The sequence below is a fragment of the Frigoribacterium sp. AC394 genome (assembly GCF_979258095.1).
This window is the reverse complement of sequence record NZ_OZ409834.1, coordinates 1,041,656-1,062,379: the sequence shown is the minus strand read 5'-3', so window position 1 is coordinate 1,062,379 and position 20,724 is coordinate 1,041,656. Positions and strand designations below refer to the sequence as shown.

22 protein-coding genes and 1 tRNA gene are annotated in these 20,724 nt (G+C 71.0%); 15 read left to right on the top strand and 8 right to left on the bottom strand.

The annotated features are described in order from the left end of the window. Positions 1-66 precede the first annotated feature (66 nt). The 3 genes from ACZZY9_RS04815 to ACZZY9_RS04805 are packed head-to-tail and all read left to right on the top strand — an operon-like array spanning position 67 to position 2,044. Entirely contained in the window at positions 67-528 is a 462-nt protein-coding gene (locus ACZZY9_RS04815; protein WP_463463194.1) for an FAS1-like dehydratase domain-containing protein, read from the top strand. Beyond that, positions 525-956 carry a MaoC/PaaZ C-terminal domain-containing protein gene (locus ACZZY9_RS04810; protein ID WP_463463193.1) on the top strand — a complete coding sequence of 144 codons (432 nt, stop codon included), beginning with the start codon at positions 525-527 and terminating at the stop codon, positions 954-956. Before ACZZY9_RS04815 ends, ACZZY9_RS04810 begins: the two co-directional genes overlap by 4 nt. Then, positions 953-2,044, top strand: coding sequence for a UDP-N-acetylmuramate dehydrogenase (locus tag ACZZY9_RS04805; protein ID WP_463463192.1), 1,092 nt, complete (start codon positions 953-955; stop codon positions 2,042-2,044). Before ACZZY9_RS04810 ends, ACZZY9_RS04805 begins: the two co-directional genes overlap by 4 nt. Here the strand turns inward: ACZZY9_RS04805 and ACZZY9_RS04800 are convergent. The 5 genes from ACZZY9_RS04800 to ACZZY9_RS04780 form a co-directional block, all read right to left on the bottom strand. Beyond that, positions 2,041-2,700 (bottom strand): response regulator, encoded by a 660-nt coding sequence (locus ACZZY9_RS04800; RefSeq protein ID WP_463463191.1) that lies wholly within the window; start codon positions 2,698-2,700, stop codon positions 2,041-2,043. The two genes, ACZZY9_RS04805 and ACZZY9_RS04800, sit on opposite strands and share 4 nt — an antisense overlap. Further along, complete coding sequence (locus ACZZY9_RS04795) at positions 2,697-3,965, bottom strand: sensor histidine kinase (protein WP_463463190.1); 1,269 nt, start codon at positions 3,963-3,965, stop codon at positions 2,697-2,699. The genes ACZZY9_RS04800 and ACZZY9_RS04795 overlap by 4 nt, the downstream gene beginning before the upstream one ends. 49 nt (positions 3,966-4,014) lie before the next feature. Further along, a complete protein-coding gene (locus ACZZY9_RS04790) occupies positions 4,015-4,824 on the bottom strand; it encodes an ABC transporter permease (protein WP_463463189.1) in 810 nt (269 codons plus the stop codon). Continuing rightward, complete coding sequence (locus ACZZY9_RS04785; RefSeq protein ID WP_463463188.1) at positions 4,821-5,741, bottom strand: ABC transporter ATP-binding protein; 921 nt, start codon at positions 5,739-5,741, stop codon at positions 4,821-4,823. Before ACZZY9_RS04785 ends, ACZZY9_RS04790 begins: the two co-directional genes overlap by 4 nt. Positions 5,742-5,836: 95 nt before the next feature. Further along, positions 5,837-7,039: a pyridoxal phosphate-dependent aminotransferase gene (locus ACZZY9_RS04780; protein WP_463463187.1), complete on the bottom strand. Its 1,203-nt coding sequence runs from the start codon at positions 7,037-7,039 to the stop codon at positions 5,837-5,839. Between the two features lie 152 nt (positions 7,040-7,191). On the opposite strand from ACZZY9_RS04780, the gene ACZZY9_RS04775 reads away from it, so the two are divergent. The 6 genes from ACZZY9_RS04775 to ACZZY9_RS04750 all read left to right on the top strand — a co-directional run bounded on the left by ACZZY9_RS04775 (position 7,192) and on the right by ACZZY9_RS04750 (position 10,827). Continuing rightward, a tRNA-Trp gene (locus tag ACZZY9_RS04775) sits at positions 7,192-7,264 on the top strand. 98 nt (positions 7,265-7,362) lie between these two features. Beyond that, entirely contained in the window at positions 7,363-7,644 is a 282-nt protein-coding gene (gene secE / locus ACZZY9_RS04770; protein WP_055795792.1) for a preprotein translocase subunit SecE, read from the top strand. An 86-nt stretch (positions 7,645-7,730) separates the two neighbouring features. After that, positions 7,731-8,858 carry a transcription termination/antitermination protein NusG gene (gene nusG / locus ACZZY9_RS04765; RefSeq protein ID WP_463463186.1) on the top strand — a complete coding sequence of 376 codons (1,128 nt, stop codon included), beginning with the start codon at positions 7,731-7,733 and terminating at the stop codon, positions 8,856-8,858. Between the two features lie 131 nt (positions 8,859-8,989). Continuing rightward, the gene (gene rplK / locus ACZZY9_RS04760) at positions 8,990-9,421 is read left to right on the top strand and encodes a 50S ribosomal protein L11 (protein WP_055795796.1); all 432 of its coding nucleotides are present in this window, start codon (positions 8,990-8,992) and stop codon (positions 9,419-9,421) included. Positions 9,422-9,512: 91 nt separating this feature from the next. Further along, positions 9,513-10,202: a 50S ribosomal protein L1 gene (gene rplA, locus ACZZY9_RS04755; RefSeq protein ID WP_055795799.1), complete on the top strand. Its 690-nt coding sequence runs from the start codon at positions 9,513-9,515 to the stop codon at positions 10,200-10,202. A gap of 88 nt (positions 10,203-10,290) precedes the next feature. Beyond that, on the top strand, positions 10,291-10,827 hold the full coding sequence (locus tag ACZZY9_RS04750) for an N-acetyltransferase family protein (RefSeq protein WP_463463185.1): 537 nt from the start codon (positions 10,291-10,293) through the stop codon (positions 10,825-10,827). 19 nt (positions 10,828-10,846) lie between these two features. On the opposite strand, the gene ACZZY9_RS04745 is transcribed toward ACZZY9_RS04750, so the two are convergent. The 3 genes from ACZZY9_RS04745 to ACZZY9_RS04735 form a co-directional block, all read right to left on the bottom strand. Next, entirely contained in the window at positions 10,847-11,821 is a 975-nt protein-coding gene (locus ACZZY9_RS04745) for an NADP-dependent oxidoreductase (RefSeq protein ID WP_463463184.1), read from the bottom strand. Between the two features lie 168 nt (positions 11,822-11,989). After that, a complete protein-coding gene (locus ACZZY9_RS04740; protein ID WP_463463183.1) occupies positions 11,990-12,703 on the bottom strand; it encodes a YqaJ viral recombinase family protein in 714 nt (237 codons plus the stop codon). A 101-nt stretch (positions 12,704-12,804) separates the two neighbouring features. Beyond that, entirely contained in the window at positions 12,805-13,995 is a 1,191-nt protein-coding gene (locus tag ACZZY9_RS04735) for an ROK family transcriptional regulator (RefSeq protein WP_463463182.1), read from the bottom strand. A 175-nt stretch (positions 13,996-14,170) separates the two neighbouring features. Between ACZZY9_RS04735 and ACZZY9_RS04730 the strand changes: the two genes are divergently transcribed. From ACZZY9_RS04730 to ACZZY9_RS04705, 6 genes are all read left to right on the top strand, one after another. After that, positions 14,171-14,908, top strand: coding sequence for a sugar phosphate isomerase/epimerase family protein (locus tag ACZZY9_RS04730; protein WP_192058766.1), 738 nt, complete (start codon positions 14,171-14,173; stop codon positions 14,906-14,908). Next, the gene (locus tag ACZZY9_RS04725; RefSeq protein WP_243214570.1) at positions 14,905-16,068 is read left to right on the top strand and encodes a Gfo/Idh/MocA family protein; all 1,164 of its coding nucleotides are present in this window, start codon (positions 14,905-14,907) and stop codon (positions 16,066-16,068) included. Before ACZZY9_RS04730 ends, ACZZY9_RS04725 begins: the two co-directional genes overlap by 4 nt. A gap of 217 nt (positions 16,069-16,285) precedes the next feature. Continuing rightward, entirely contained in the window at positions 16,286-17,611 is a 1,326-nt protein-coding gene (locus ACZZY9_RS04720; RefSeq protein ID WP_192058762.1) for an ABC transporter substrate-binding protein, read from the top strand. Between the two features lie 78 nt (positions 17,612-17,689). Then, positions 17,690-18,688 (top strand): carbohydrate ABC transporter permease, encoded by a 999-nt coding sequence (locus ACZZY9_RS04715; protein WP_463463181.1) that lies wholly within the window; start codon positions 17,690-17,692, stop codon positions 18,686-18,688. After that, the gene (locus ACZZY9_RS04710) at positions 18,681-19,520 is read left to right on the top strand and encodes a carbohydrate ABC transporter permease (protein ID WP_463463180.1); all 840 of its coding nucleotides are present in this window, start codon (positions 18,681-18,683) and stop codon (positions 19,518-19,520) included. Before ACZZY9_RS04715 ends, ACZZY9_RS04710 begins: the two co-directional genes overlap by 8 nt. Continuing rightward, positions 19,517-20,665 carry a Gfo/Idh/MocA family protein gene (locus tag ACZZY9_RS04705; protein WP_463463179.1) on the top strand — a complete coding sequence of 383 codons (1,149 nt, stop codon included), beginning with the start codon at positions 19,517-19,519 and terminating at the stop codon, positions 20,663-20,665. The genes ACZZY9_RS04710 and ACZZY9_RS04705 overlap by 4 nt, the downstream gene beginning before the upstream one ends. Positions 20,666-20,724: the final 59 nt, after the last annotated feature.

Genomic DNA, 20,724 nt, shown 5'->3' with positions numbered 1-20,724 from the left:
ACGCGACCGTACGCCGTGCCACCGACACCGGCCCGCTCGCGTACCCCGCTCGCTAGACTCGTCGGCGTGTCTGTGAATCCCGAGTTGTCAGGGCGGGTCTTCCCGCCGGCGCCGCCGTACCTGGTGGGCCGAGAGAAAGTGCGCGAATTCGCCCGGGCCACCGGCTCGACGAGTCCGCTGTCGCTCGACGTCGCGGCCGCTCGCGCCGCCGGCCACGCCGATGTCGTGGCACCGCCCACCTTCGCCGTCGTCGTCCAGGAGGCGACGCTGGCCCAGCTGCTCGCCGAGCCCGACGCGGGCATCGACTTCTCGCGGGTGGTGCACGGCGAGCAGAGCTTCTCGCTCTCCCGGCCGATCGTCGCCGGCGACGAGCTGACGGCGACCCTCACGGTCACCGGCGTGAAGACGCTGGGTGGCAACTCGATGGTCACCGCGTCGTCCGACATGGTCGACGCCGACGGCGCTCACGTCGTCACCGCCGTGTCGACGCTCGTCGTCCGCCCCGAAGACGACGGGTCCGACTCGTGAGCGGGCTCGCGGTCGGCCAGGTCGTCGCCGACAAGAGGTACCTCGTCACCCGCGACACCCTGGTGCGGTACGCCGGGGCGTCGGGCGACTTCAACCCGATCCACTACCGCGACGACGTCGCCGCGTCGGTCGGGCTGCCGGGCGTGCTCGCCCACGGCATGCTGACGATGGGCACCGCCGTCCAACCCGTCGTCGAGTGGCTCGAGGGCGCGGGCGACGACGCCGGGGTGCTCGGCTGGGTCAGCGCGTACCAGGTCCGCTTCACGCGTCCTGTCGTCGTCGACCCGATCGTCGGCGCCGAGATCGCCGTCATCGCGACCATCGCCCGCCTCGACGAGGCGGAGGGCACCGCGCGCGTCGACCTGACCGTGACCTACGCCGACAAGACCGTCCTGGGCAAGGCCCAGGTCGGGGTGACGCTGGCGTGACGACTCTCGCCGAGCTCACCACGATGCAGGTGGGCGGCACCCCCGCTCGCCTGGTCGAGGCCACCACCACCGACGAGCTCCTCTCCGCCGTGCGAGACGCGTCGTCCGACGGCGAGCCGTGGTTCGTGCTCGGCGGCGGGTCGAACACCGTCGCCTCCGACGAGCCGTTCGACGGCACCGTCGTCCGCGTCGCGACGCGGGGCGTCGAGCGGGTCGCCTCCGACGACGGCCTCGTGCACCTCCGCGTGGCCGCCGGCGAACCGTGGGACGATCTCGTCGCCGCCACCGTCGACCAGGGGCTGTCGGGTCTCGAGGCCCTGAGCGGCATCCCCGGCTCGACCGGGGCGTCGCCGATCCAGAACATCGGCGCCTACGGCCAGGAGGTCGCATCGACCCTGGTCGCCGTCGACTTCCTCGACGACGACTGCGGCGAGTTCGTGCGCATCCCCGCCGCCAATCTCGAGCTCGGCTACCGCACGAGCGTCTTCAAGAAGGGGCGACGCGGCGTCGTCACCGCCGTCGAGTTCGCCCTCGTCGACGACGGCGGCGTCAGCGAGCAGGTCGCCTACCCGCAGCTCGCCAAGGCCCTCGGGGTCGAGCTCGGCGCGCGCGTGTCCGTCGCCGACGTACGGGCCAGCGTCCTGGCCCTGCGCGCCGCCAAGGGCATGGTGCTCGACGCGACCGACCGCGACACCGCCTCCAGCGGCTCCTTCTTCACGAACCCGATCGTCTCGCGGGCCGTCGCGGCCGAGCTGCCTGCCGACGCCCCTCGATGGCGACTCGAGCCCGACGCCGAGCCTCGCGTCGTGCCGCTCGGCGAAGAGCCGGCCGCGCCGCCGCCGGCACGCACGGGGGCGGTCAAGCTCAGCGCCGCCTGGCTGATCGAGAACGCCGGCATCGGTCGCGGCTTCCGCCTCCCGGGCTCGGGAGCCGCCATCTCCTCGAAGCACACGCTGGCGATCACGAACCGGGGCTCGGCGACGGGCGACGAGGTCGTCGAGCTCGCACGGTTCGTCCAGCAGCGGGTCACGGCCGAGTTCGGAGTCGTGCTGCACCCCGAGCCCGTGCTCCTCGGCCTCGCGATCTAGCCCCGCCCGTCGCTCGGCAGGTAGCCCCGCTCGATGGCCAGGGTCACGGCGCGCGTGCGATCGCCGACGCCGAGCTTGCCGAAGACGTGCACCAGGTGCGTCTTGACGGTGGGCTCGCCGATGAACAGCCGTCGGGCGATCTCGGGGTTCGAGCAGCCCGCCGCGACCAGGGTCAGCACCTCGGTCTCGCGGGGGCTGAGCGGGTTGTCGTCCCCGTCGTCCGGCGCGGGCCCTCGGCGGGCCGAACCCACGAGACGAGCGGCCAGCGCCGGCGCCAGGGCGACCTGACCCGCGACGACGGCACGCAGCCCGGCGAGCAGCTCGTCCTCCGGAGACGCCTTCAGCAGATAGCCGCTCGCACCCGCCTCGATCGCCGAGAGCAGGTGGTCGTCGGTCTCGTAGGTGGTCAGCACGACCACGCGCGTGGTCGGTCGCGCCGCCAGGACGGCCTCCGTCGCGGCGACGCCGTCGAGGCCCGGCATGCGGAGGTCCATGACGACCAGATCGGGCTGCAGAGCGGCGGCGAGGGCCACGGCCTCGAGCCCGTCGCTCGCCTGTCCGACGACGTCGAAGTCGTCGGTCGCCCCCAGCAGGGCCGCGACGCCCTGGCGGACGATCGGATGGTCGTCGGCGACCAGCGTCCGGAACACCGTCATGTCGGGACCTCCCCGGCGAAGGCGGGCCGAGCGTCGACCGTCGTAGGCTGCGTCGGGGCGGTCGCGCCCGCCTCGAGCGGCAGCCCGCACGTGACGGTCGTGCCCGAGGGGCCGCTGGTGATCGAGAACGATCCGCCGGCGAGTGCGATCCGCTCGCGCAGACCGGGCAGCCCGAAGCCGGTGGAGGGTGACTCGGGGTCGAACCCGCGCCCGTCGTCGGCGATGCTCAGTTCCGCCGTGCCAGGCCGGGTGGAGAGCACGACCCGAGCCGTGGGCGACGCACTGTGCTTGCGGATGTTGGCCAGCGCCTCCTGCACCACCCTGATCAGCACGACCTGCAGGTCGCGCGGCAGATCGACCGCCTCGACCCGCACCGAGACGTCGACGCCGCTCTCGCGTCGGAACCTCTCGGCGACGCGTTCGACGGCCGCGGCGACGTCGTGACCGGTCAGCCCCGAGGAGGCGGTGGCCGCGACGAGCGTGCGCGCCTCGGTGAGCGCCTCCCGCGCCGCCGACTCGATCGTGGTCAGCCGGTCGAGCGCCCCGTCGACGTCGCCCTCGGCGAGCGTGCGGCGGGTGCGCTGGGTCAGCATGACGACGCCGGTGAGACTCTGCGCGATGGTGTCGTGGATCTCGCGGGCGAGTCGCTCGCGCTCCGTGCTGCCGCCGATGTCGCGGTTCCGCGCCGCCAGCTCGGCCTGGGCCTCGCGGAGCTCGTCGAGCAGGCGGCCCCGCTCGGTCCCGACCCGGGCGATGGTGGTGATCCACAGGCCGAGCGCGATGCTGAAGACGAGCGAGAGGGCCTCGCTGGTCACCACGGTCGCCAGCGTCTCGGGCGACCAGCCGAGACTGATCACGAAGCCGGTCGAGATCGTCAGGCAGAGTGCGACGTTCGCCGTGATCGCCGATCGGATCGTCGGCATGAGGATCCACAGGGTCGGCATGAGGAACGCCTGCACGGCGGCGAATCCGGGCGTGGTGGCGACGGCCGCTCCGCCGACCGCGACGACGGCCGAGGCCGCGACGACCGCCGATCGCGACAGCAGCCCGTCGTCGCGGCGGATCACCGGTCGGACGACGGCGACCCAGACGACCACGAGCCCCGCCACGACCCCGAGAGACGCCTCCGTCGGCCGGTCCGACGACGCCGAGCCGAGCACGGTCAGGACGACCACGGTGAGACCCAGGCCCGCGTCCCACCACCGCATCGAGATCGCGGTGCCCGCCGGGGTGGCCTGCTCGGCGTCGCTGCGGCCTCTGTCCATGCCCGTCACGCTAGCGCCCGCCACGCCGGCCCGGTCACCCCGGCACCCGTCACGTGTCCTTCCTGATCCAGCGGAAGGTCAGCACCGAGGCCGCGGCGCCGGCCACGAGCCAGACGGCCAGCCAGAGCGCGACCCCCGGGAGGTCCCATGAGCCGCCGGCCTCGGCCGCCGCGAACGTGTCGGGCAGGAACACGCTGCGCATGCCCTGGGCCAGCCACTTCAGCGGGAACACCGACGCCACGCTCTGCAGCCACTCGGGCAGCTGGGTGAACGGGAGGTACACGCCCGAGATGAACTGCAGCACGAGGGTGATCGGCACGATCACCGCCGTGGCGCTCTTGCCGCTGCGGGGCACCCGCGACAGAGCGATGCCGACGAGCGCCGACGTGGCGATGCCCAGCAGGTACACCCAGGCGAAGGTCGCCCACGACGAGGCGTCGGAGGGCAGCGGCACCCCGAACAGCAGGCGGGCGACGAGCACGAGCAGGGCGACCTGCAGCAGGCTCGTGACGAGCACCTGCCCCAGCTTGCCGACGAAGTACGAGGCGACGGGCAGCGGCGTGCCCGCCAGGCGCTTGAGGGTGCCGTCGCCGCGTTCGAGGGCGATGTCGACCGCGAGGTTCTGCACCCCCGACAGCAGGATGCCCGCGGCGATCATGCCGGGCAGGTAGAACGCCGCGGCGCCGACCTCGCTGCCGTCGGGCCGGGTGCCGAACGACCCCGACGCGCTGAAGGCGGTCGAGAAGATCGCCAGCATCACGATCGGGAACAGGAACGTGAAGAACACCGTGTCTCCGGCTCGGAAGTAGGCGCGCACCTCGTAGCGCGTACGGCTGGCGCCGAGCGCGAGGGTCCTCACGACGACACCCCCGCCGAGGAGGCGCGGTGTCCGTCGGTCGCGCCCCGCGCCTCCTCGACGCCCCCGGCCTCCTGTTCCGCTCGCGCCACCAGGTCGAGATAGACGTCCTCCAACGACGGCCGGATCACCTCGAGCGACCGGGGCTCGCCGCCGTCGGCGTGCAGGCGGGCGACCAGGGCGCCGGGCTCGGTGGTGCGGACCTCGTGCCGTCCGTCGGCGTCGAGCCAGCTCACCCGGGGCGTGCGCGCCTCCTCGTCGCCGAGCTCGTCCGGTCGCCCGAGGGCGACCAGCCGGCCGCCGGTGACCACGGCGACCCGGTCGCTCAGCTGGGCCGCCTCGTCGAGGTAGTGGGTCGTCAGGACGATGCTCGTGCCGTCGGAGGACAGCGAGCGGATGAGCTGCCAGAACTGACGCCGGGCCTCGGGGTCGAAACCGGTGGTCGGCTCGTCGAGGAACAGCAGCTCGGGTCGGCCGACGACACCGAGGGCGACGTCGACGCGTCGACGCTGCCCGCCCGACAGTGAGCGGATCCGGGCGTCGGCCTTGTGCTCCAACCCGACGGCGACGAGCACCTCGTCGACGTCGCGGGGCCGGGGGTAGAAGCCCGCGAAGTGAGCGATCTGCTCGCGGACGGTCGCGGTGCCCTGGTCGCCAGAGCTCTGGAGCACGATGCCGAGCCGGGCCTTCCAGTCGAGCCCCCCGTGGCGCGGGTCGATGCCGAGCACGGAGACGTCGCCGCCGGTGCGGTCCCGGTAGCCCTCGAGGATCTCGATGGTGGTCGACTTGCCGGCGCCGTTCGGACCGAGCAGACCGAGGGTCTCGCCCGGTTCGACGTCGAACGAGACGCCCTGCAGGGCCCTGGTCGTGCCGTAGCTCTTCGTGAGGTCGCGCACACGCACGACGGGTTCTGGGGTCATGTCACCAGAGTGCGCCGTCGACGACCGGCGCACCAGGGTGGATCGGACGACGGGGGGTCGTCCGGTCGGACGACCCCCCGTCGGTCGGCGCCGTGCTAGGCGAAGAGGCGCTGCAGGCGTCGGACGCCCTCGAGCAGCTCGTCGTCGCCGAGCGCGTACGACAACCGCAGGTAGCCGCTCGGCCCGAAGGCCTCGCCGGGCACCACGGCGACGTCGGCCTGCTCGAGGATGAGGTCCGCCAGCTCGAGCGACGTGGTGGGCATGACGCCGTTCCAGTCGCGGCCGAGCAGACCGGTGACGTCGGGATAGACGTAGAAGGCGCCCTCGGGGGTCGGGGTGACGACGCCTTCGATGGCGTTCAGCTCGCGCACGATCGTCGCGCGACGGGCGTCGAAGGAGGCGCGCATCGCCTCGACCGCGTCCTGGGAGCCGGTCAGCGCGGCGATCGCGGCGCGCTGAGACACGTTCGACACGTTCGAGGTCAGGTGCGACTGCAGATTCGCGGCGCCGGCGATCACGTCGGTCGGGCCGATCATCCAGCCGACCCGCCATCCGGTCATGGCGTAGGTCTTCGCCACGCCGTTGACGAGGATGGTCTGGTCGGCCAGCTCGGGGACGGCCTGCGTGATCGAGGTCGCGACGACCCCGTCGTAGGTGAGGTTCTGGTAGATCTCGTCGGTGACCACCCAGACGCCGTGCTCGAGGGCCCAGCGGCCGACGGCCTCGACCTCGGCGGGGGAGTAGACGGCCCCGGTGGGGTTCGACGGCGAGCAGAACAGCAGCACCTTGGTCTGCTCGGTACGGGCGGCCTCGAGCTGGTCGACGGTGACCTTGTAACCCTGGTCGGCCCCCGCGAAGACCTCGACAGGCACTCCGCCGGCGAGGGCGATTGCCTCGGGGTAGGTCGTCCAGTACGGCGCCGGCAGCAGGACCTCGTCGCCGTCGTCGAGAAGCGCCTGGAACGCCTGGTAGACGGCCTGCTTGCCGCCGTTGGTGACGATCACCTGCGAGGTCGTGACCGTCGTGCCGCTGTCGCGGAGCGTCTTGGCGACGATGGCCTCGCGCAGCTCGGGCAGACCCGCGGCCGCCGAGTACCGGTGGTTGCGGGGGTCGCGAGCCGCGGCCGCCGCCGCCTCGACGATGTGATCGGGGGTGGCGAAGTTGGGCTCGCCCGGGCCGTAGCTGATGATCGGACGCCCTGCGGCGACGAGGGACTTCGCCTTGGCGTCGACCTTCAGGGTCGCGGACTCGGCGATGGAGGCGATGCGGGACGAGAGGCGGCGCGCTGGCGTGGTCACGCCCGCCAGCCTAGCCCGCGGCCTCGGCTTTACACCGGCCCGGGCGGTCGCCTACACTTGTCGAGGCGGTCGATGATCGCCAAGCTTTTGCGCGCCTCACGGCGTCGTTCATCGCCGTTGTTCAGGCGCTGGTGGCTTGGCATCGACCCCGAAGGGCGGTGGCTCAATTGGTAGAGCAGCGGTCTCCAAAACCGCAGGTTGCAGGTTCGAGTCCTGTCCGCCCTGCAGCCCGGTCGGGCCGTCGCGACTGATCCAGCAGGTTTCAGCGCGACGGCCCGAATCACGGACACAGGCCCGCGGGCCGAGCTCGGAAGGTACCCACAGTGGCGAGAAAAGACGTTGACGTTCCCAGCGAGGACGTCGTCGACAAGGCGAAGAAAGACACCGCGGCACGTCGCGGTCCCTTCGCCCGGATCGCCCTGTTCATCCGGCAGGTGATCAACGAGCTCAAGAAGGTCGTCACCCCGACCCGCAAAGAGCTGTTCAGCTACACGGGCGTCGTGCTCGTCTTCGTCGTCATCATGATGGCGCTGGTCAGCGGTCTCGACACGGTGTTCGGCATCGTCGTCGGCTACGTCTTCGGCAACGGCCCCACCGGCAGCTGAGTCCGGCGTCGCTCCTGACGCCACACGTGATCCGGCCCCGCCCGACGGCCAGCCGATCCGAACCCCACGAACGGAAGTAGAACCCTTTGCCTGACAACGAGCGCGACGACATCGATCTCGCCACCGCTGCGGAGCAGTCCTCCGAGGTCGAAGAGGCCCAAGAGGGCGGCACGCTGGCCGCCGACGAGGACTCCGTCGAGCCCGCCGAGAGCGAGGCCATCACGGTCGTCGACGACGGCGAGGCCGGCACCGACAGCACCGACGACCTCGATGGTCTGCTCGACACGCTGGCCGAGGCCCGCGACCCCGAGGCCGACGCCATCGTCGACGACGCTCTCGACATCGACGACGCCGCCGAGGCGGAGGCCGCCGTCGAGGCGACCGACGACGAGGCCGAGACCGAGGCCGAAGACGCCGCGGTCGAGTCCGACGCGGCGGACACCGCCGACGTCCAGATCGACTCCTCGTCCGACGACGTGGTCGTCGCCGAGGCCGAGCAGTCCGTCCAGGACGCCGACGCGCAGGCCGCGTTCGGCGACGAGGTCCTCGACGGCGACGACGTCGCCACCGACGACGAGGCCGAGCCCGTCGAGGTCGACCCCTATGAGGAGTTCCGCTCCGAGCTGCGCGGCAAGCCCGGCAAGTGGTACGTCATCCACAGCTACGCCGGCTTCGAGCGCCGCGTGAAGCAGAACATCGAGAACCGCATGGTCTCCATGACCATGGAGGACTACATCTACCAGGTCGAGGTCCCCATGGAGGACGTCGTCGAGATCAAGAACGGGCAGCGCAAGCTGGTCACCCGTGTGCGGATCCCCGGCTACGTGCTGGTGCGCATCGATCTCAACGAAGACAGCTGGTCGGTCGTCCGCCACACCCCCGGTGTCACCGGCTTCGTGGGCAACGCCCACAACCCGACGCCGCTGCGCTTCGAGGAGGCCTTCAACATGCTGAAGAGCCTCGTGCAGATCGACACGACCCCGGCACCCGTCAAGGGCGGCGCCAAGGGCGGCAAGCAGGCCCAGCGCGTCATCCCCGCCGAGGTCGATTTCGAGATCGGCGAGACGATCACGATCAAAGAGGGGTCGTTCGCCGGTCTTCCCGGTACGATCAACGAGATCAAACCCGAGAGCGGCAAGCTCACGGTGCTCGTCTCGCTCTTCGAGCGTGAGACACCGGTCGAGCTGAGCTTCGACCAGGTCACCAAGCTCTAACACCTCCGTGACGTGGTGCGCCTCCGGGCGGACCACCCCACGCCGACAGATCACCGGAGTCCGCCCGCGGGCCACCGGGAGAGCGGACTGCGACCGCAGCCGGCTCGACACCCACAAGAAGGAAAAGAAGAATGGCACCGAAAAAGAAGGTCACGGGTCTGATCAAGCTTCAGATCAACGCCGGCGCCGCGAACCCCGCCCCGCCCATCGGCCCGGCCCTGGGTCAGCACGGCGTGAACATCATGGAGTTCTGCAAGGCGTACAACGCCGCGACCGAGTCGCAGCGCGGCAACGTCGTCCCGGTCGAGATCACCGTGTACGAAGACCGTTCGTTCACGTTCATCCTGAAGACCCCGCCCGCGGCGGAGCTCATCAAGAAGGCCGCCGGCGTCGCCAAGGGATCCGGCACCCCGCACACCGACAAGGTCGGCAAGCTGACCATGGACCAGGTCCGCGAGATCGCCACCACCAAGCAGGCCGACCTGAACGCCAACGACATCGACGCCGCGGCGAAGATCATCGCCGGCACCGCCCGTTCCATGGGCATCACGGTGGACGCGTAAGCACTCGCCCCCGGGCACCCCACCACCCCAGACATCCGTGGGAGAGCCGGCCAGGCTCGTAACCACACTCTCGAAATCAGGAGATTTCCGCATGGCTCAGAAGTCCAAGGCGTACCGCGCCGCTGCCGAGAAGATCGAGGCAGGCAAGTTCTACAGCACCAGCGAGGCCGTCGCCGTCGCTCGCGAGACCGGCTCGAAGAAGTTCGACTCGACCGTCGAGGTCGCGCTCAAGCTCGGCGTCGACCCCCGCAAGGCGGACCAGATGGTCCGTGGCACGGTCATCCTGCCGCACGGCACGGGTAAGACCGCCCGCGTCATCGTCTTCGCGACCGGTGCGGCAGCCGAGGCGGCTCTCGCCGCCGGCGCCGACGAGGTCGGTGGCGACGAGCTCATCGAGAAGGTCGCCGGCGGTTACACGTCGTTCGACTCCGCGGTCTCGACCCCCGAGCTCATGGGCAAGGTCGGTCGTCTCGGCAAGGTCCTCGGCCCGCGTGGTCTGATGCCCAACCCGAAGACCGGCACCGTGACGCCGAACGTGGCCCAGGCCGTGAACGACATCAAGGGCGGAAAGATCGAGTTCCGTGTCGACAAGCACTCCAACGTGCACTTCGTCATCGGCAAGGCCGGCTTCTCGGAAGAGCAGCTGAACACCAACCTCGACGCCGCGCTCGACGAGGTCGTCCGCCTCAAGCCGTCGTCCTCGAAGGGCCGTTACATCACCAAGGGCACGCTGTCGACCACCTTCGGTCCCGGCATCCCCCTCGACATCAACGTCTTCTAGGCATCAGCCTCGATCACACCGATCGTCACGACAGGCCGTCCCGCTCTCGAGCGGGGCGGCCTTCGTCGTCCCCTGGCACGATGGCCGGGTGACCGTCTCCATCCGCCTCGCCGCCGCCCCCGACGTCCGACGACTCGCGCACGTCGCAGCCGTCACGTTCCCTCTCGCCTGCCCACCCGGCACGCCCCTCGTCGAGATCGCGCGGTTCGTCACCACGACCCTCAGCGCCGAGCGGTTCGCCGAGTACCTGGACGACTCCGCGCGGACCCTCCTCGTCGCCGTCGACGAGGAGATCGACGATGTCGTCGGCTACGCGATGCTGATCGAGGGCGAGCCGTCCGACGCCGACGTCGCCACGGCCGTGACCGCCCGGCCCACGGTCGAGCTGAGCAAGTTCTACGTGATGCCCGACCGGCATGGGCAGGGCGTGGCGGCGCGCATGATGGCCGCGGTGTTCGAGGCCGCCGCCACCGATGGCGCGGAGTCCGTCTGGCTCGGCGTCAACGGCGAGAACGCGCGCGCTCAGGCGTTCTACGCCGGCCGGGGCTTCGAGACCGTGGGTGCGAGGCGTTTCGTCGTGGGCGGTCGCGAGCACGACGACCTCGTGCTCGAGTGCGCCGTCTGACACGCGGCCGGCAGCAGGGTCACTCGTCGCCGACGCGGAGCACCAGCTTGCCGCGGGTGTGCCCCTGGGCGAGCCTCCGCTGGGCGTCCGCCGCATCGGCGAGGTCGTAGACGTCGTCGATGTACACCCGGACGTCGCCCGAGTCGAGGAGGCGCGTGACGACCGCCAGGGTCGCCGCGTCGGGAGTCACCGCGAAGCCCGTCGAGCGGACGCCCGCCTCGGTCGCCAGCTCGGCGACGGCCGGCCAGGTCGACGGCGACGCGTGCACGAGCAGCCCGCCCGGTCGGAGCACCGAGAGCGATCGTCTGGCCACGTCGACGTCGTCGAGGAGGTCGACCACCACGTCGATGTCCCGCACCGTGCGGTCGAACTCCGAGACGGAGTAGTCGACGACCTCGGCCGCTCCGAGTTCGCGGAGCCAGCCCGAGTTCCGGCCTGAACCCGTCGCCACCACGTGCGCCCCGAAGTACGACGCGAACTGCACGGCGAAGTGCCCGACCCCGCCCGCGCCCGCGTGGACGAGGATGCGCTGGCCCTCGTGGGCCTTGGCGAGGTCGACGACGAGGCCCCAGGCGGTCAGGGCCGCGAGCGGCACACCCGCCGCCTCGACGTGCGAGAGCGCGGGGGGTTTGCGGGTGACCGACTGCGCGGGCACGCTGACGTAGGGGGCGTAGCTGCCGCCTCCTCGGGGGAAGGCGGTCATGCCGTAGACGGCGTCGCCGACCCGGAGGGGATGGGCGGCGTAGGGCGTCTCGACGACTACCCCGCTGAAGTCGTGGCCGGGCACGGCGGGGAACGCGGTGGGGGCGACGCCGTCCCCGAGACCCTCGCGCGCCTCCTCGTCGCAGCGGTTGACCCCGGCCGCCACGACCTCGATCAGCACCTCGCTGCCGATCCGTCGGGGCCGGGGGACGTCTCGGGCGACGATCCGATCGGCACCGCCCGTCTCGTCGATCACCATCGCGCGCATCGTCGTCGCCATCGTCGTCGTCATCGCTCTCCCTCGGACCCCTGGGCGCGGTGCACGTCAGGTGCACGGCCGGCCTTCGCGGGTCCTCCCCAGTAAAGGGCGACCGTGAGTCGGACGTGTTTCGGCGGTGTCACTGCTCGGAGAAGTCTCGACGGGGCGCGCGGAGCACCCTCGCGCGGCCCGGCCGCGGAGTCAGCGCAGCGGGTCGTACGGCGGGGGCTCGTACGCGCGGCGACCGAGCGCGAAGGGGTCGACGGGCGCCTGCCGCGCGAGGGTGTCGAGCACGTGGTCGGCGAGCGTCACGAGGCGGTGGATCTCGTCGTCGTCGCGGTCGACCCAGCGGCTGAGGGGCACCTCGTCGACGGGCACGAAGTCGAGGTGCTGCTCCCAGACGACGAGGGTGCGCTCGGCACCGAGAACGTACTGCTGCCAGAACACCTGACGCAGGTACGTGCGCGGGATGCTCGTCCACGCCTTCTTGGTCGTCTTGATCTCGCAGAGCTCGACACGGCCGTCGGGCCGCACGGCGACGCCGTCGGGGGTCGCGAGGTGGCGGCGCTGGTCGGCGGCGTGGAACAGCTTCGAGCTGGGCTCGATGCCGTGCTCGCGCAGCACCCAGCGGGCGATCTCGGGCTCGCGCGCACGACCGTGATCGGTGTAGGCGTTGCCGCCGAAGCCGTTGCCGTAGAGCTTGTCGAGCACGACCGCCTGCACGGCCTTCGCGCTCGACAGGCGGGCCACGTCGGTGGCCGTGATGCCCTGGCTGCGGGCCCGGAGCCAGGCGATGCGGTCGGTCGAGTCCGCCAGCACGCGGGTCTCGTGCGCGGGGAGACGGAGTCGCCGAGGAGGCGCGGGCTCGGTCTCGTCGTCGTCCCACAGGGAGAGCATGGGCTGGACGACGGTCATGACTCCATTGTCGCTCGTCGAGGCGGCTCGATCGAACCGGGGGAGACCGTGTCGTCCGGAGTCGGGTCGTGTCGCTCGGAGCGGGCGCCTGCGTCGTGCGGTCAGACCGCGGCGGCGAGCTCGTCGATGGCTGCGGGGGAGAGGGCGTGGTGGATCGCGAGCATGCTCGCCCCGATCATCGCCGCCCGGTCGCCCGACCGGGACTGCACGATGCTGAGGTGCTCGGTGGCGAGGGGCATCGACCGCGTGTACACGATCTCGCGCACCCCGGCGATGAGGTGCTCGCCCGCCTGGGCCATCGACCCGCCGATGGCGATGACCGACGGGTTGATGACGTTGACGCAGGCGGTCAGCACCTCGCCGAGATCGCGACCGGCCTGGCGGACGGCCTGGATCGCCTCGATGTCGCCGCTACGGACGAGATCGATGACCTCGCGACCTCCGGCCACGTCGCGGCCCGAGGCGCGCAGCGCGCGGGCGATGGCCGGCCCCGAGGCGACGGCCTCGAGGCAGCCCACGTTGCCGCAGTGGCAGGCGATGCCCGCGCCGCGGGGGATCTGCACGTGCCCGATGTCACCGGCGATCCCCTGCGCGCCGCGCTGCAGGCGACCGCCCGAGATGATGCCCGAGCCGATGCCGGTTGCGACCTTGACGAAGAGGAAGTGGTCGGTGTCGGGGAACGCGTGACCGCGCTCGCCGAGGGCCATGATGTTGACGTCGTTGTCGACGAGCACGGGCACGTCGAGGTGACGCCGCATCCAGCCGGGCACGTCGAAGCCGTCCCAGCCGGGCATGATCGGCGGGTTCACGGGGCGGCCCGTGCCGAACTGGACGGGGCCGGGCAGGCCGATGCCCACGCCGATCAGGTCGTCCCGACTGCGGCTGAAGCCCGAGAGGAGCGTGTCGGCCGCGGTGAGGAGGGCCGTCAACCCGGCGACCGGACCGTCGGCGATGTCGATCTCGGTGCGCAGCACGGCGAGCTCGTCGCCCATCAGATCCGTCAGGGCGACGTTCAGATGCCCCGCCCCGAAGTCGGCGCCGAGCACCACCCTGGCCGACGGGACGAGGGCGACCCGCGACGGCGGGCGACCCCCGGTGGAGACCGCGTCGGCGAAGGGGCCGACGAGACCGAGCTCGATGAGCGCGTCGAGTCGCAGGCCGATCGTCGAGCGGGCCAGCCCCGTCATGGTCGCGAGCTCGGCGCGAGTCCGCGGCCGACCGTCGCGGAGCAGCTGGAAGAGCTCGCTCGCGCCGGCGCTCCCCAGCGCCGACGACCGGGTCGTGTCGGACATGTGAGCAGTAAAGCACAGGCGGAGATGACGATCGAGACAAGCTCGTCGATTCACGACGACTTTTGCTTGCGCGTCGACAGAAGCGGTCCTATGGTGAGTCTCGATCACCGGCGATCGACTCCCGAACGGGGGTGGTCCCGTCGGTGCCGCCACCACTCGAAGAGGAGTCCATCAGGTGACATCACCGATCTCGGTCCAGCTCTACACCGTCAGGGACGCCATCGCGGCCGACCTGCCCGGCACCCTCCAGCGCCTCGCCGACATCGGCTACACGCAGGTCGAGCCGTGGGGGTTCGTCGAACGGGTCGACGAGTACGCGGAGGCCCTCCCGGCCGCCGGCCTCACCGCGCCGAGCGCCCACGCCAAGCTCGTCGGACAGGACCTCCAGCCGATCTTCGAGGCCGCGGTGCGCCTCGGCGTCTCCACGGTCATCGACCCGCACATCGACGAGACGCGCTGGATCACCCGCGAAGACGTCGAGGCCGTCGCCGCCGAGCTGGGCGAGGTCGCCGAAGCGGCGCGTGCGCACGGTCTCACCGTGGGCTACCACAACCACGCGTTCGAGCTCGAGAACCTCATCGACGGCACCCCGGCGCTCGAGGTCTTCGCGGCTGCGCTGCCCGCCGACGTCGTGCTCGAGATCGACACCTACTGGGTGGAGGTCGGGGGCGTGGACGCCGCCGAGCTGCTCGCCCGCCTGGGCGACCGCGTGCGGTTCCTGCACATCAAGGACGGCCCGAAGACGAAGGACGACACCGAGCAGGTCGCCGTCGGCCGGGGCACGATGCCCGTCCGCGACATCCTGCGGGCCGCCCCTCAGGCGCTCGCCGTCGTCGAGCTCGACGACCACAACGGCGACGTGTTCACGGCGCTCGAGCAGAGCCACTCGTTCCTGGACGGGGTGCGCGCATGACCGACACGACCACCGCCTCCGCGACCACCGCCTCCTCGGGGGCCCCCTCCGCCGCGGCGAAGACCGGGCCCGTCGGAGTCGGCGTCATCGGCGCCGGCGTCATCAGCGACCAGTACCTCGGCAACCTGACGCGGTTCCCCGATCTGAAGGTGCTGTTCATCGCCGACATCGACGAGGCGCGCGCCGCGGCGCAGGCCGAGAAGTGGGGCGTCCCGGCCAGCGGATCGGTCGACGACCTGCTCGCCGTCGACGACGTCGAGATCGTCGTCAACCTGACCATCCCGGCCGCTCACGTGGAGGTGGCCCTCAAGGCCGTCGCCGCCGGCAAGCACGTCTGGGGCGAGAAGCCGTACGCGCTCGATCGCGAGAGCGGGGCGCGACTGCTCGCCGCGGCGAAGGAGGCCGGCGTGCGGGTGGCCGTGGCCCCCGACACGTTCCTCGGCGCCGGGCTCCAGACGGGTCTCCGCGTCGTCCGCCGCGGCGACATCGGCACGCCGCTCACCGGGCTGGCGCTGTTCCAGGTGCCCGGCCCCGAGTCGTGGCACCCGAGCCCCGAGTTCCTGTTCGCCTACGGCGCCGGGCCGATGTTCGACGTCGGGCCGTACTACCTCACGACGCTCGTGCAGGTCTTCGGCCCGGTCGCGAAGGTCACGGCGACGTCGTCGAAGGCCCGCGACACCCGCACGATCGGCTCGGGCCCCAAGGCGGGCACGGTGTTCCCCGTCGAGGTGCCGACGCACATCAGCGCTCTGCTCGAGTTCGAGAGCGGCGCGAGCGCGCAGGCGGTCTTCAGCTTCGACTCGAAGCTGGCCCGTGCGGGCTTCGTCGAGATCGCCGGCACCGAGGGCACGGCCGTGTTCCCCGACCCGAACGAGTTCGAGGGCGACACGCTCGTGCACACCGGCGCCGACGAGCCGACGGTCGTGCCGTCGAGCGGGTCGACCTTCACCCGCGGCACCGGCGTCGCCGAGCTGGCGCAGGCCATCCGCGGCGGTCGACGCGAGCGGGTGCCCGGCGAGCTCGCGTTCCACGTGCTCGACGTCATGGTCTCGCTCGCCGAGTCGGCCGATCGCCACGAGGGCGTCGTCGTCGACTCGACCCTCGAACCGACACCCGAGCTGCCGGAGGACTGGGACCCTTCGGTCGCGACCCTCGGCTGAACCGCCACCGACGCCCGGCTCCGGGTGCCCCTCGACGACGAGACCGGCACCCGGGGCCCCGGGCCGCAGCACCTCCCACCCCACCCCACCCCACCCCACCCCACAGACCGCACCACCGACGCACAGCACCAGAGACACAGCACCAGAGACACAGCACCACCAGCACCTTCCCTACTCGAAGAAGAGAAATCTCGAAGATGAGACACCAGGAGAAGTCATGACGAACAAGACCCGTTGGATCGCAGCACTGGCCGTAGGAGTCGTGGCCGCAGGGTCGATGACCGCCTGCTCCGCCTCAGGCGGCGACGGCGACAGCAAGACGATCACGTACTGGGCCAGCAACCAGGCCCCCACGGTCGAGAAGGACGCGGAGATCCTCCAGGAGTCCATCGACCGCTACACGGAGGAGACCGGGGTCGAGGTCGAGCTCGAGGTCATCCCGTGGTCCGACCTCTACAACCGCATCCTCACCGCCGTGTCGAGCGGCGAGGGCCCGGACGTGCTGAACATCGGCAACACGTGGGCGGTGTCGCTGCAGTCGAGCGGCGCGTTCGTCCCGTGGGAGGGCGACCCGCTCGAGGCCGTCGGCGGGCAGGACCGCTTCGTGCAGTCCAGCTTCGCGACCGGTGGCGCCGAGGGGCAGGCTCCGACGTCGGTGCCGCTCTACGGTCTCTCGTACTCGCTGTACTACAACACGGCCATGTTCGAGGCGGCCGGCATCACCGACCCGCCCGCCACGTGGGACGAGTTCGTCGAGGACGCCAAGAAGCTGACGATCGACACCGACGGCGACGGCGAGATCGACCAGTGGGGCGTGACCATGGCGGGCTCGAGCATCTCGAACAACTCGCACCAGGCGTTCGTCCGGGGTCTGCAGAACGGCGGGGCCCTGTACGACGACAGCGGCGAGCCCGACTTCGCGAACGACGGCGTCGTCGCGGGCGTCAAGCAGTGGGTCGACCTCATGGCCGTCGACAAGGTCGTCTCGCCCTCCGACGCGGAGAGCGTCAACGGCTCCGACATGGCGGCGACCTTCGCCGACGGTCAGGCTGCGATGTTCTTCGACCAGGCGCCCGACGCGAACCTCGCCGCCCGTGACTTCACGGACTACGCCGCGGCACCGGTGCCGATGGAGAGCGCCGACGCGACGGGTCTGCTCGGCACCCAGAGCCATGTCGCCGGCATCAACGTCAGCGTCTTCGACAACTCGGACAACAAGGATGCGGCGATCGACTTCGTCAAGCACCTCACGAGCGACGAGGAGCAGGTCTACCTGAACCAGTCGTTCAGCTCGCTGCCCGTCGTCACCAGCGCGTACGACGACCCGGCGTTCCAGTCGGAGACCATCAAGCTGAAGCAGGTCACGCTCGCCGACCACGCCCAGCCGATGCCCCTCTTCCCCTCGGAGGGACAGATGGAGACCCTGGTCGGCACCGCCGTCAAGGGACTCCTCGCCACCGCTGCCCAGGGCGGTTCCGTCAGCGAGGACGACGTGAAGTCGGCCCTCGAGGACGCGAACAGCCAGATGAGCTCGGGTCAGTAGCCCGTCCCACCGCTGCAGGTCGGGGCGGCCGGTCGATCGACGACCGGCCGCCCCGGCCGAGGCCCCGAGAGGACCCTCATGACCGTCAACGTCCTGCCCCCCGCGACGTCCGAGAAGGACACGCCGCCCGATCCGCATCAGCGGGCTCCGATCGAGCCCGCGAAACGCAAGAGGCACCGCTCACCCCTGGCGTACCTCCTGGTCACGCCGGCCGCCCTGGCCGAGCTGCTCGTCCACATCGTCCCGATGGTGCTCGGCATCTGGATCGCCTTCATCACCCTGAACCAGCTGAGCATCGCCAACTGGGTCAACGCCCCCTTCGTGGGGCTGCAGAACTTCGTCACCGCGCTCGACCCGAGCTCGCCGATCGCCATGCAGCTCTACGGGGCGCTCGGGCGGACGCTGCTCTTCACCGTGATCGTCGTCGCGATCGCCTGGAGCATGGGCATGCTCGGGGCGGTGCTGCTGACCAGCTCGTTCAAGGGCCGCGGCGTGCTCCGCACGCTCTTCCTGGTGCCCTACGCGCTGCCCTCGTACGTCGGCACGATCGCCTGGGCGTTCATGTTCAACCAGCGCGACGGCGCCATCAACCGGTTCCTGGTCGACGACCTCGGCATCCTGCAGGACCGCCCCTTCTGGCTGCTCGGCGGCAACTCGTTCTGGGCCATCGTCATCGTCACCGCGTGGCAGTTCTGGCCGTTCGCGTTCCTGATGCTGCTGGCCGCGCTGCAGAACATCCCCGGCGACGTCTACGAGGCCGCCAGCCTCGACGGCGCGAGCCTCTGGAAGCAGTTCACGCAGATCACGCTGCCGATGGTCAAGCCCGCCAACGCGGTGCTGCTGCTGATCATGAGCCTCTGGATCTTCAACCAGTTCAACGTGCCGTACGTGCTCTTCGGCCCGGCGTCGCCCGAGCAGGCGACGTTGATCTCGCCGCTGATCTACCAGCAGTCGTTCAACAACTGGAACTTCGGTCTCGGCGGTGCCATGAGCGTCATGCTCCTGGTGGTCCTGCTGATCGCCTCGGCGTTCTACATCCGCATGGTGCTCCCGAAGGGACAGAACGACAATGATTGAGACCCGCGGATTCAAGATCTTCCGCTTCTTCGGGCTGGCCTTCCTGTCGCTGGTCGTGGTCATCCCGCTCTACGTGGTGCTCACGACCTCGATCAAGCCGCTCGCCGACGTGCAGGGGCTGTTCACCTGGATCCCCTCGCGGGTGACGCTCGAGCCGTACCTGCAGATCTGGCAGACGGTGCCCCTGGCGACGTACTTCAAGAACAGCCTGATCGTGACGGTGTCGGCGACGATCCTGTCGGTGTCGATGGCCGTGCTGGCCGCCTACGCCCTGGCCCGCATGAGGTTCCGCGGCCAGCGCAGCTTCAGTTTGGTCGTCCTGTCGACGCAGATGTTCCCCGGCATCCTGTTCCTCCTGCCGCTGTTCCTCATCTTCGTGCAGATCCAGCGCACGGTCGGGGTGCAGCTGACGGGCAGCTACCTCGGGCTGATCATCACGTACATGACCTTCTCGCTGCCGTTCTCGATCTGGATGCTGACGGGGTACTTCGCGTCCATCCCGAAAGAGCTGGAGGAGGCCTCGATGATCGACGGCACCGGTCGCCTCGGCGCCCTGTTCCGCGTGATCATCCCGGTCGCGAAGCCCGGCATCATCGCCGTCGCCGTGTACGCCTTCATCACCGCCTGGGGTGAGGTGCTCTTCGCCTCGGTGCTGACCAGCAAGGACACCCGCACCCTGTCGATCGGACTCCGGGCCTACGCGTCGCAGCAGGACGTCTACTGGAACCAGCTCATGGCCGCCTCGGTCGTGGTGTCGCTCCCGGTTCTCATAGGCTTCATGCTCGTGCAGAGACACTTGATCACCGGGCTCTCGTCGGGGGCCGTGAAGTGACCCCACCGGGCGAGGTCGCGGCGGTCGGTCTCGCCCTCCAGGGGGAGACCGCCGGAGGCGCGGCTCCGGTCGAACCGCTCCGTGTCGGCATCGTGGGCGGGGGCTTCATGGCCCGCGTCCACGCCGGCGCGGCTCGGGCGGCCGGTGCCCGAGTGGTCGCCCTCGCCTCGTCCAGCGCCTCGAGCGCCGGCCGCGCGGCCGGCGCCCTCGGCGTGGACACCGCGCACGAGACGGTCGACGACCTCGTGCGCGACCCGCGGGTCGACGTGGTCCACGTCTGCTCGCCGAACGCGACGCACGCCCCGGTGGCGCTCGCCGCGCTCGCGGCGGGGAAGCACGTCGTCTGCGAGAAGCCGTTGGCGACCTCGGCCGCCGAGGCGACGGCTCTCGTCGAGGCCGCCGCCGCGGGCGGACTCGTCGGCGCGGTCCCGTTCGTCTACCGCTACCACCCGATGGTGCGCGAGGCCAGGGCCCGGGTCGCGGCGGGCGAGGCCGGTCGGGTGCTCAGCGTGCGGGGCTCGTACCTCCAGGACTGGCTGCTCGACAGCGGCGACGTCGACTGGCGGGTCGACTCGGCGGCCGGCGGGCCGTCGCGGGCGTTCGCCGACATCGGCAGCCACCTGGTCGATCTGCTCGAGTTCGTGATCGGCGATCGGCTGGCGCGGCTGACGTCGACCACCAGCCGTGCGCACGACAGCCGGGGCGGCACCCGAGTCGACACGGAGGACGAGGCCGCGGTGGTCTTCGAGACGCTCGGCGGTGCGATCGGGACCCTCTTCGTCTCGCAGGTCGCCCCGGGTCGGAAGAACCGCCTCCTGCTCGACGTGTCGGGCACTGCCGAGAGCCTCGAGTTCTCGCAGGAGGAGCCCGAGACCCTCTGGGTCGGCCGCCGCTCGGGCGCACGCCTGGTGCCGCGCGACGCGTCGATCCTCTCGCCCGACGCCGCACGGCTCTCGACCGTGCCGGCCGGCCACCCGATGGGGTACGTCGACGCCTTCGCGGCGTTCGTCCGCGACGCGCACGACGCCGTCCGCGGCGGCGCGCCCGAGGGGCTGCCCACCTTCGCCGACGGCCTGCGGGCCGCACGGGTCACCGAGGCCGTGCTCGACTCGGCGGCCGGCCGCACCTGGGTCGACGTGCCCTGAGCAGGGCGCCCGCACCCGCGCCGAGACCGACGACCGCCCCGAACGAGAAGGACCCATGA

Coding starts and splice junctions, on each gene's coding strand:
- ACZZY9_RS04800 (WP_463463191.1), bottom strand. CDS start 2,700: ATGACGGTGTTCCGGACGCTGGTCGCCGACGACCATCCGATCGTCCGC.
- ACZZY9_RS04795 (WP_463463190.1), bottom strand. CDS start 3,965: ATGGACAGAGGCCGCAGCGACGCCGAGCAGGCCACCCCGGCGGGCACC.
- ACZZY9_RS04785 (WP_463463188.1), bottom strand. CDS start 5,741: ATGACCCCAGAACCCGTCGTGCGTGTGCGCGACCTCACGAAGAGCTAC.
- rplK (WP_055795796.1), top strand. CDS start 8,990: ATGGCACCGAAAAAGAAGGTCACGGGTCTGATCAAGCTTCAGATCAAC.
- rplA (WP_055795799.1), top strand. CDS start 9,513: ATGGCTCAGAAGTCCAAGGCGTACCGCGCCGCTGCCGAGAAGATCGAG.
- ACZZY9_RS04745 (WP_463463184.1), bottom strand. CDS start 11,821: ATGACGACGACGATGGCGACGACGATGCGCGCGATGGTGATCGACGAG.
- ACZZY9_RS04740 (WP_463463183.1), bottom strand. CDS start 12,703: ATGACCGTCGTCCAGCCCATGCTCTCCCTGTGGGACGACGACGAGACC.
- ACZZY9_RS04735 (WP_463463182.1), bottom strand. CDS start 13,995: ATGTCCGACACGACCCGGTCGTCGGCGCTGGGGAGCGCCGGCGCGAGC.
- ACZZY9_RS04725 (WP_243214570.1), top strand. CDS start 14,905: ATGACCGACACGACCACCGCCTCCGCGACCACCGCCTCCTCGGGGGCC.
- ACZZY9_RS04720 (WP_192058762.1), top strand. CDS start 16,286: ATGACGAACAAGACCCGTTGGATCGCAGCACTGGCCGTAGGAGTCGTG.
- ACZZY9_RS04715 (WP_463463181.1), top strand. CDS start 17,690: ATGACCGTCAACGTCCTGCCCCCCGCGACGTCCGAGAAGGACACGCCG.
- ACZZY9_RS04710 (WP_463463180.1), top strand. CDS start 18,681: ATGATTGAGACCCGCGGATTCAAGATCTTCCGCTTCTTCGGGCTGGCC.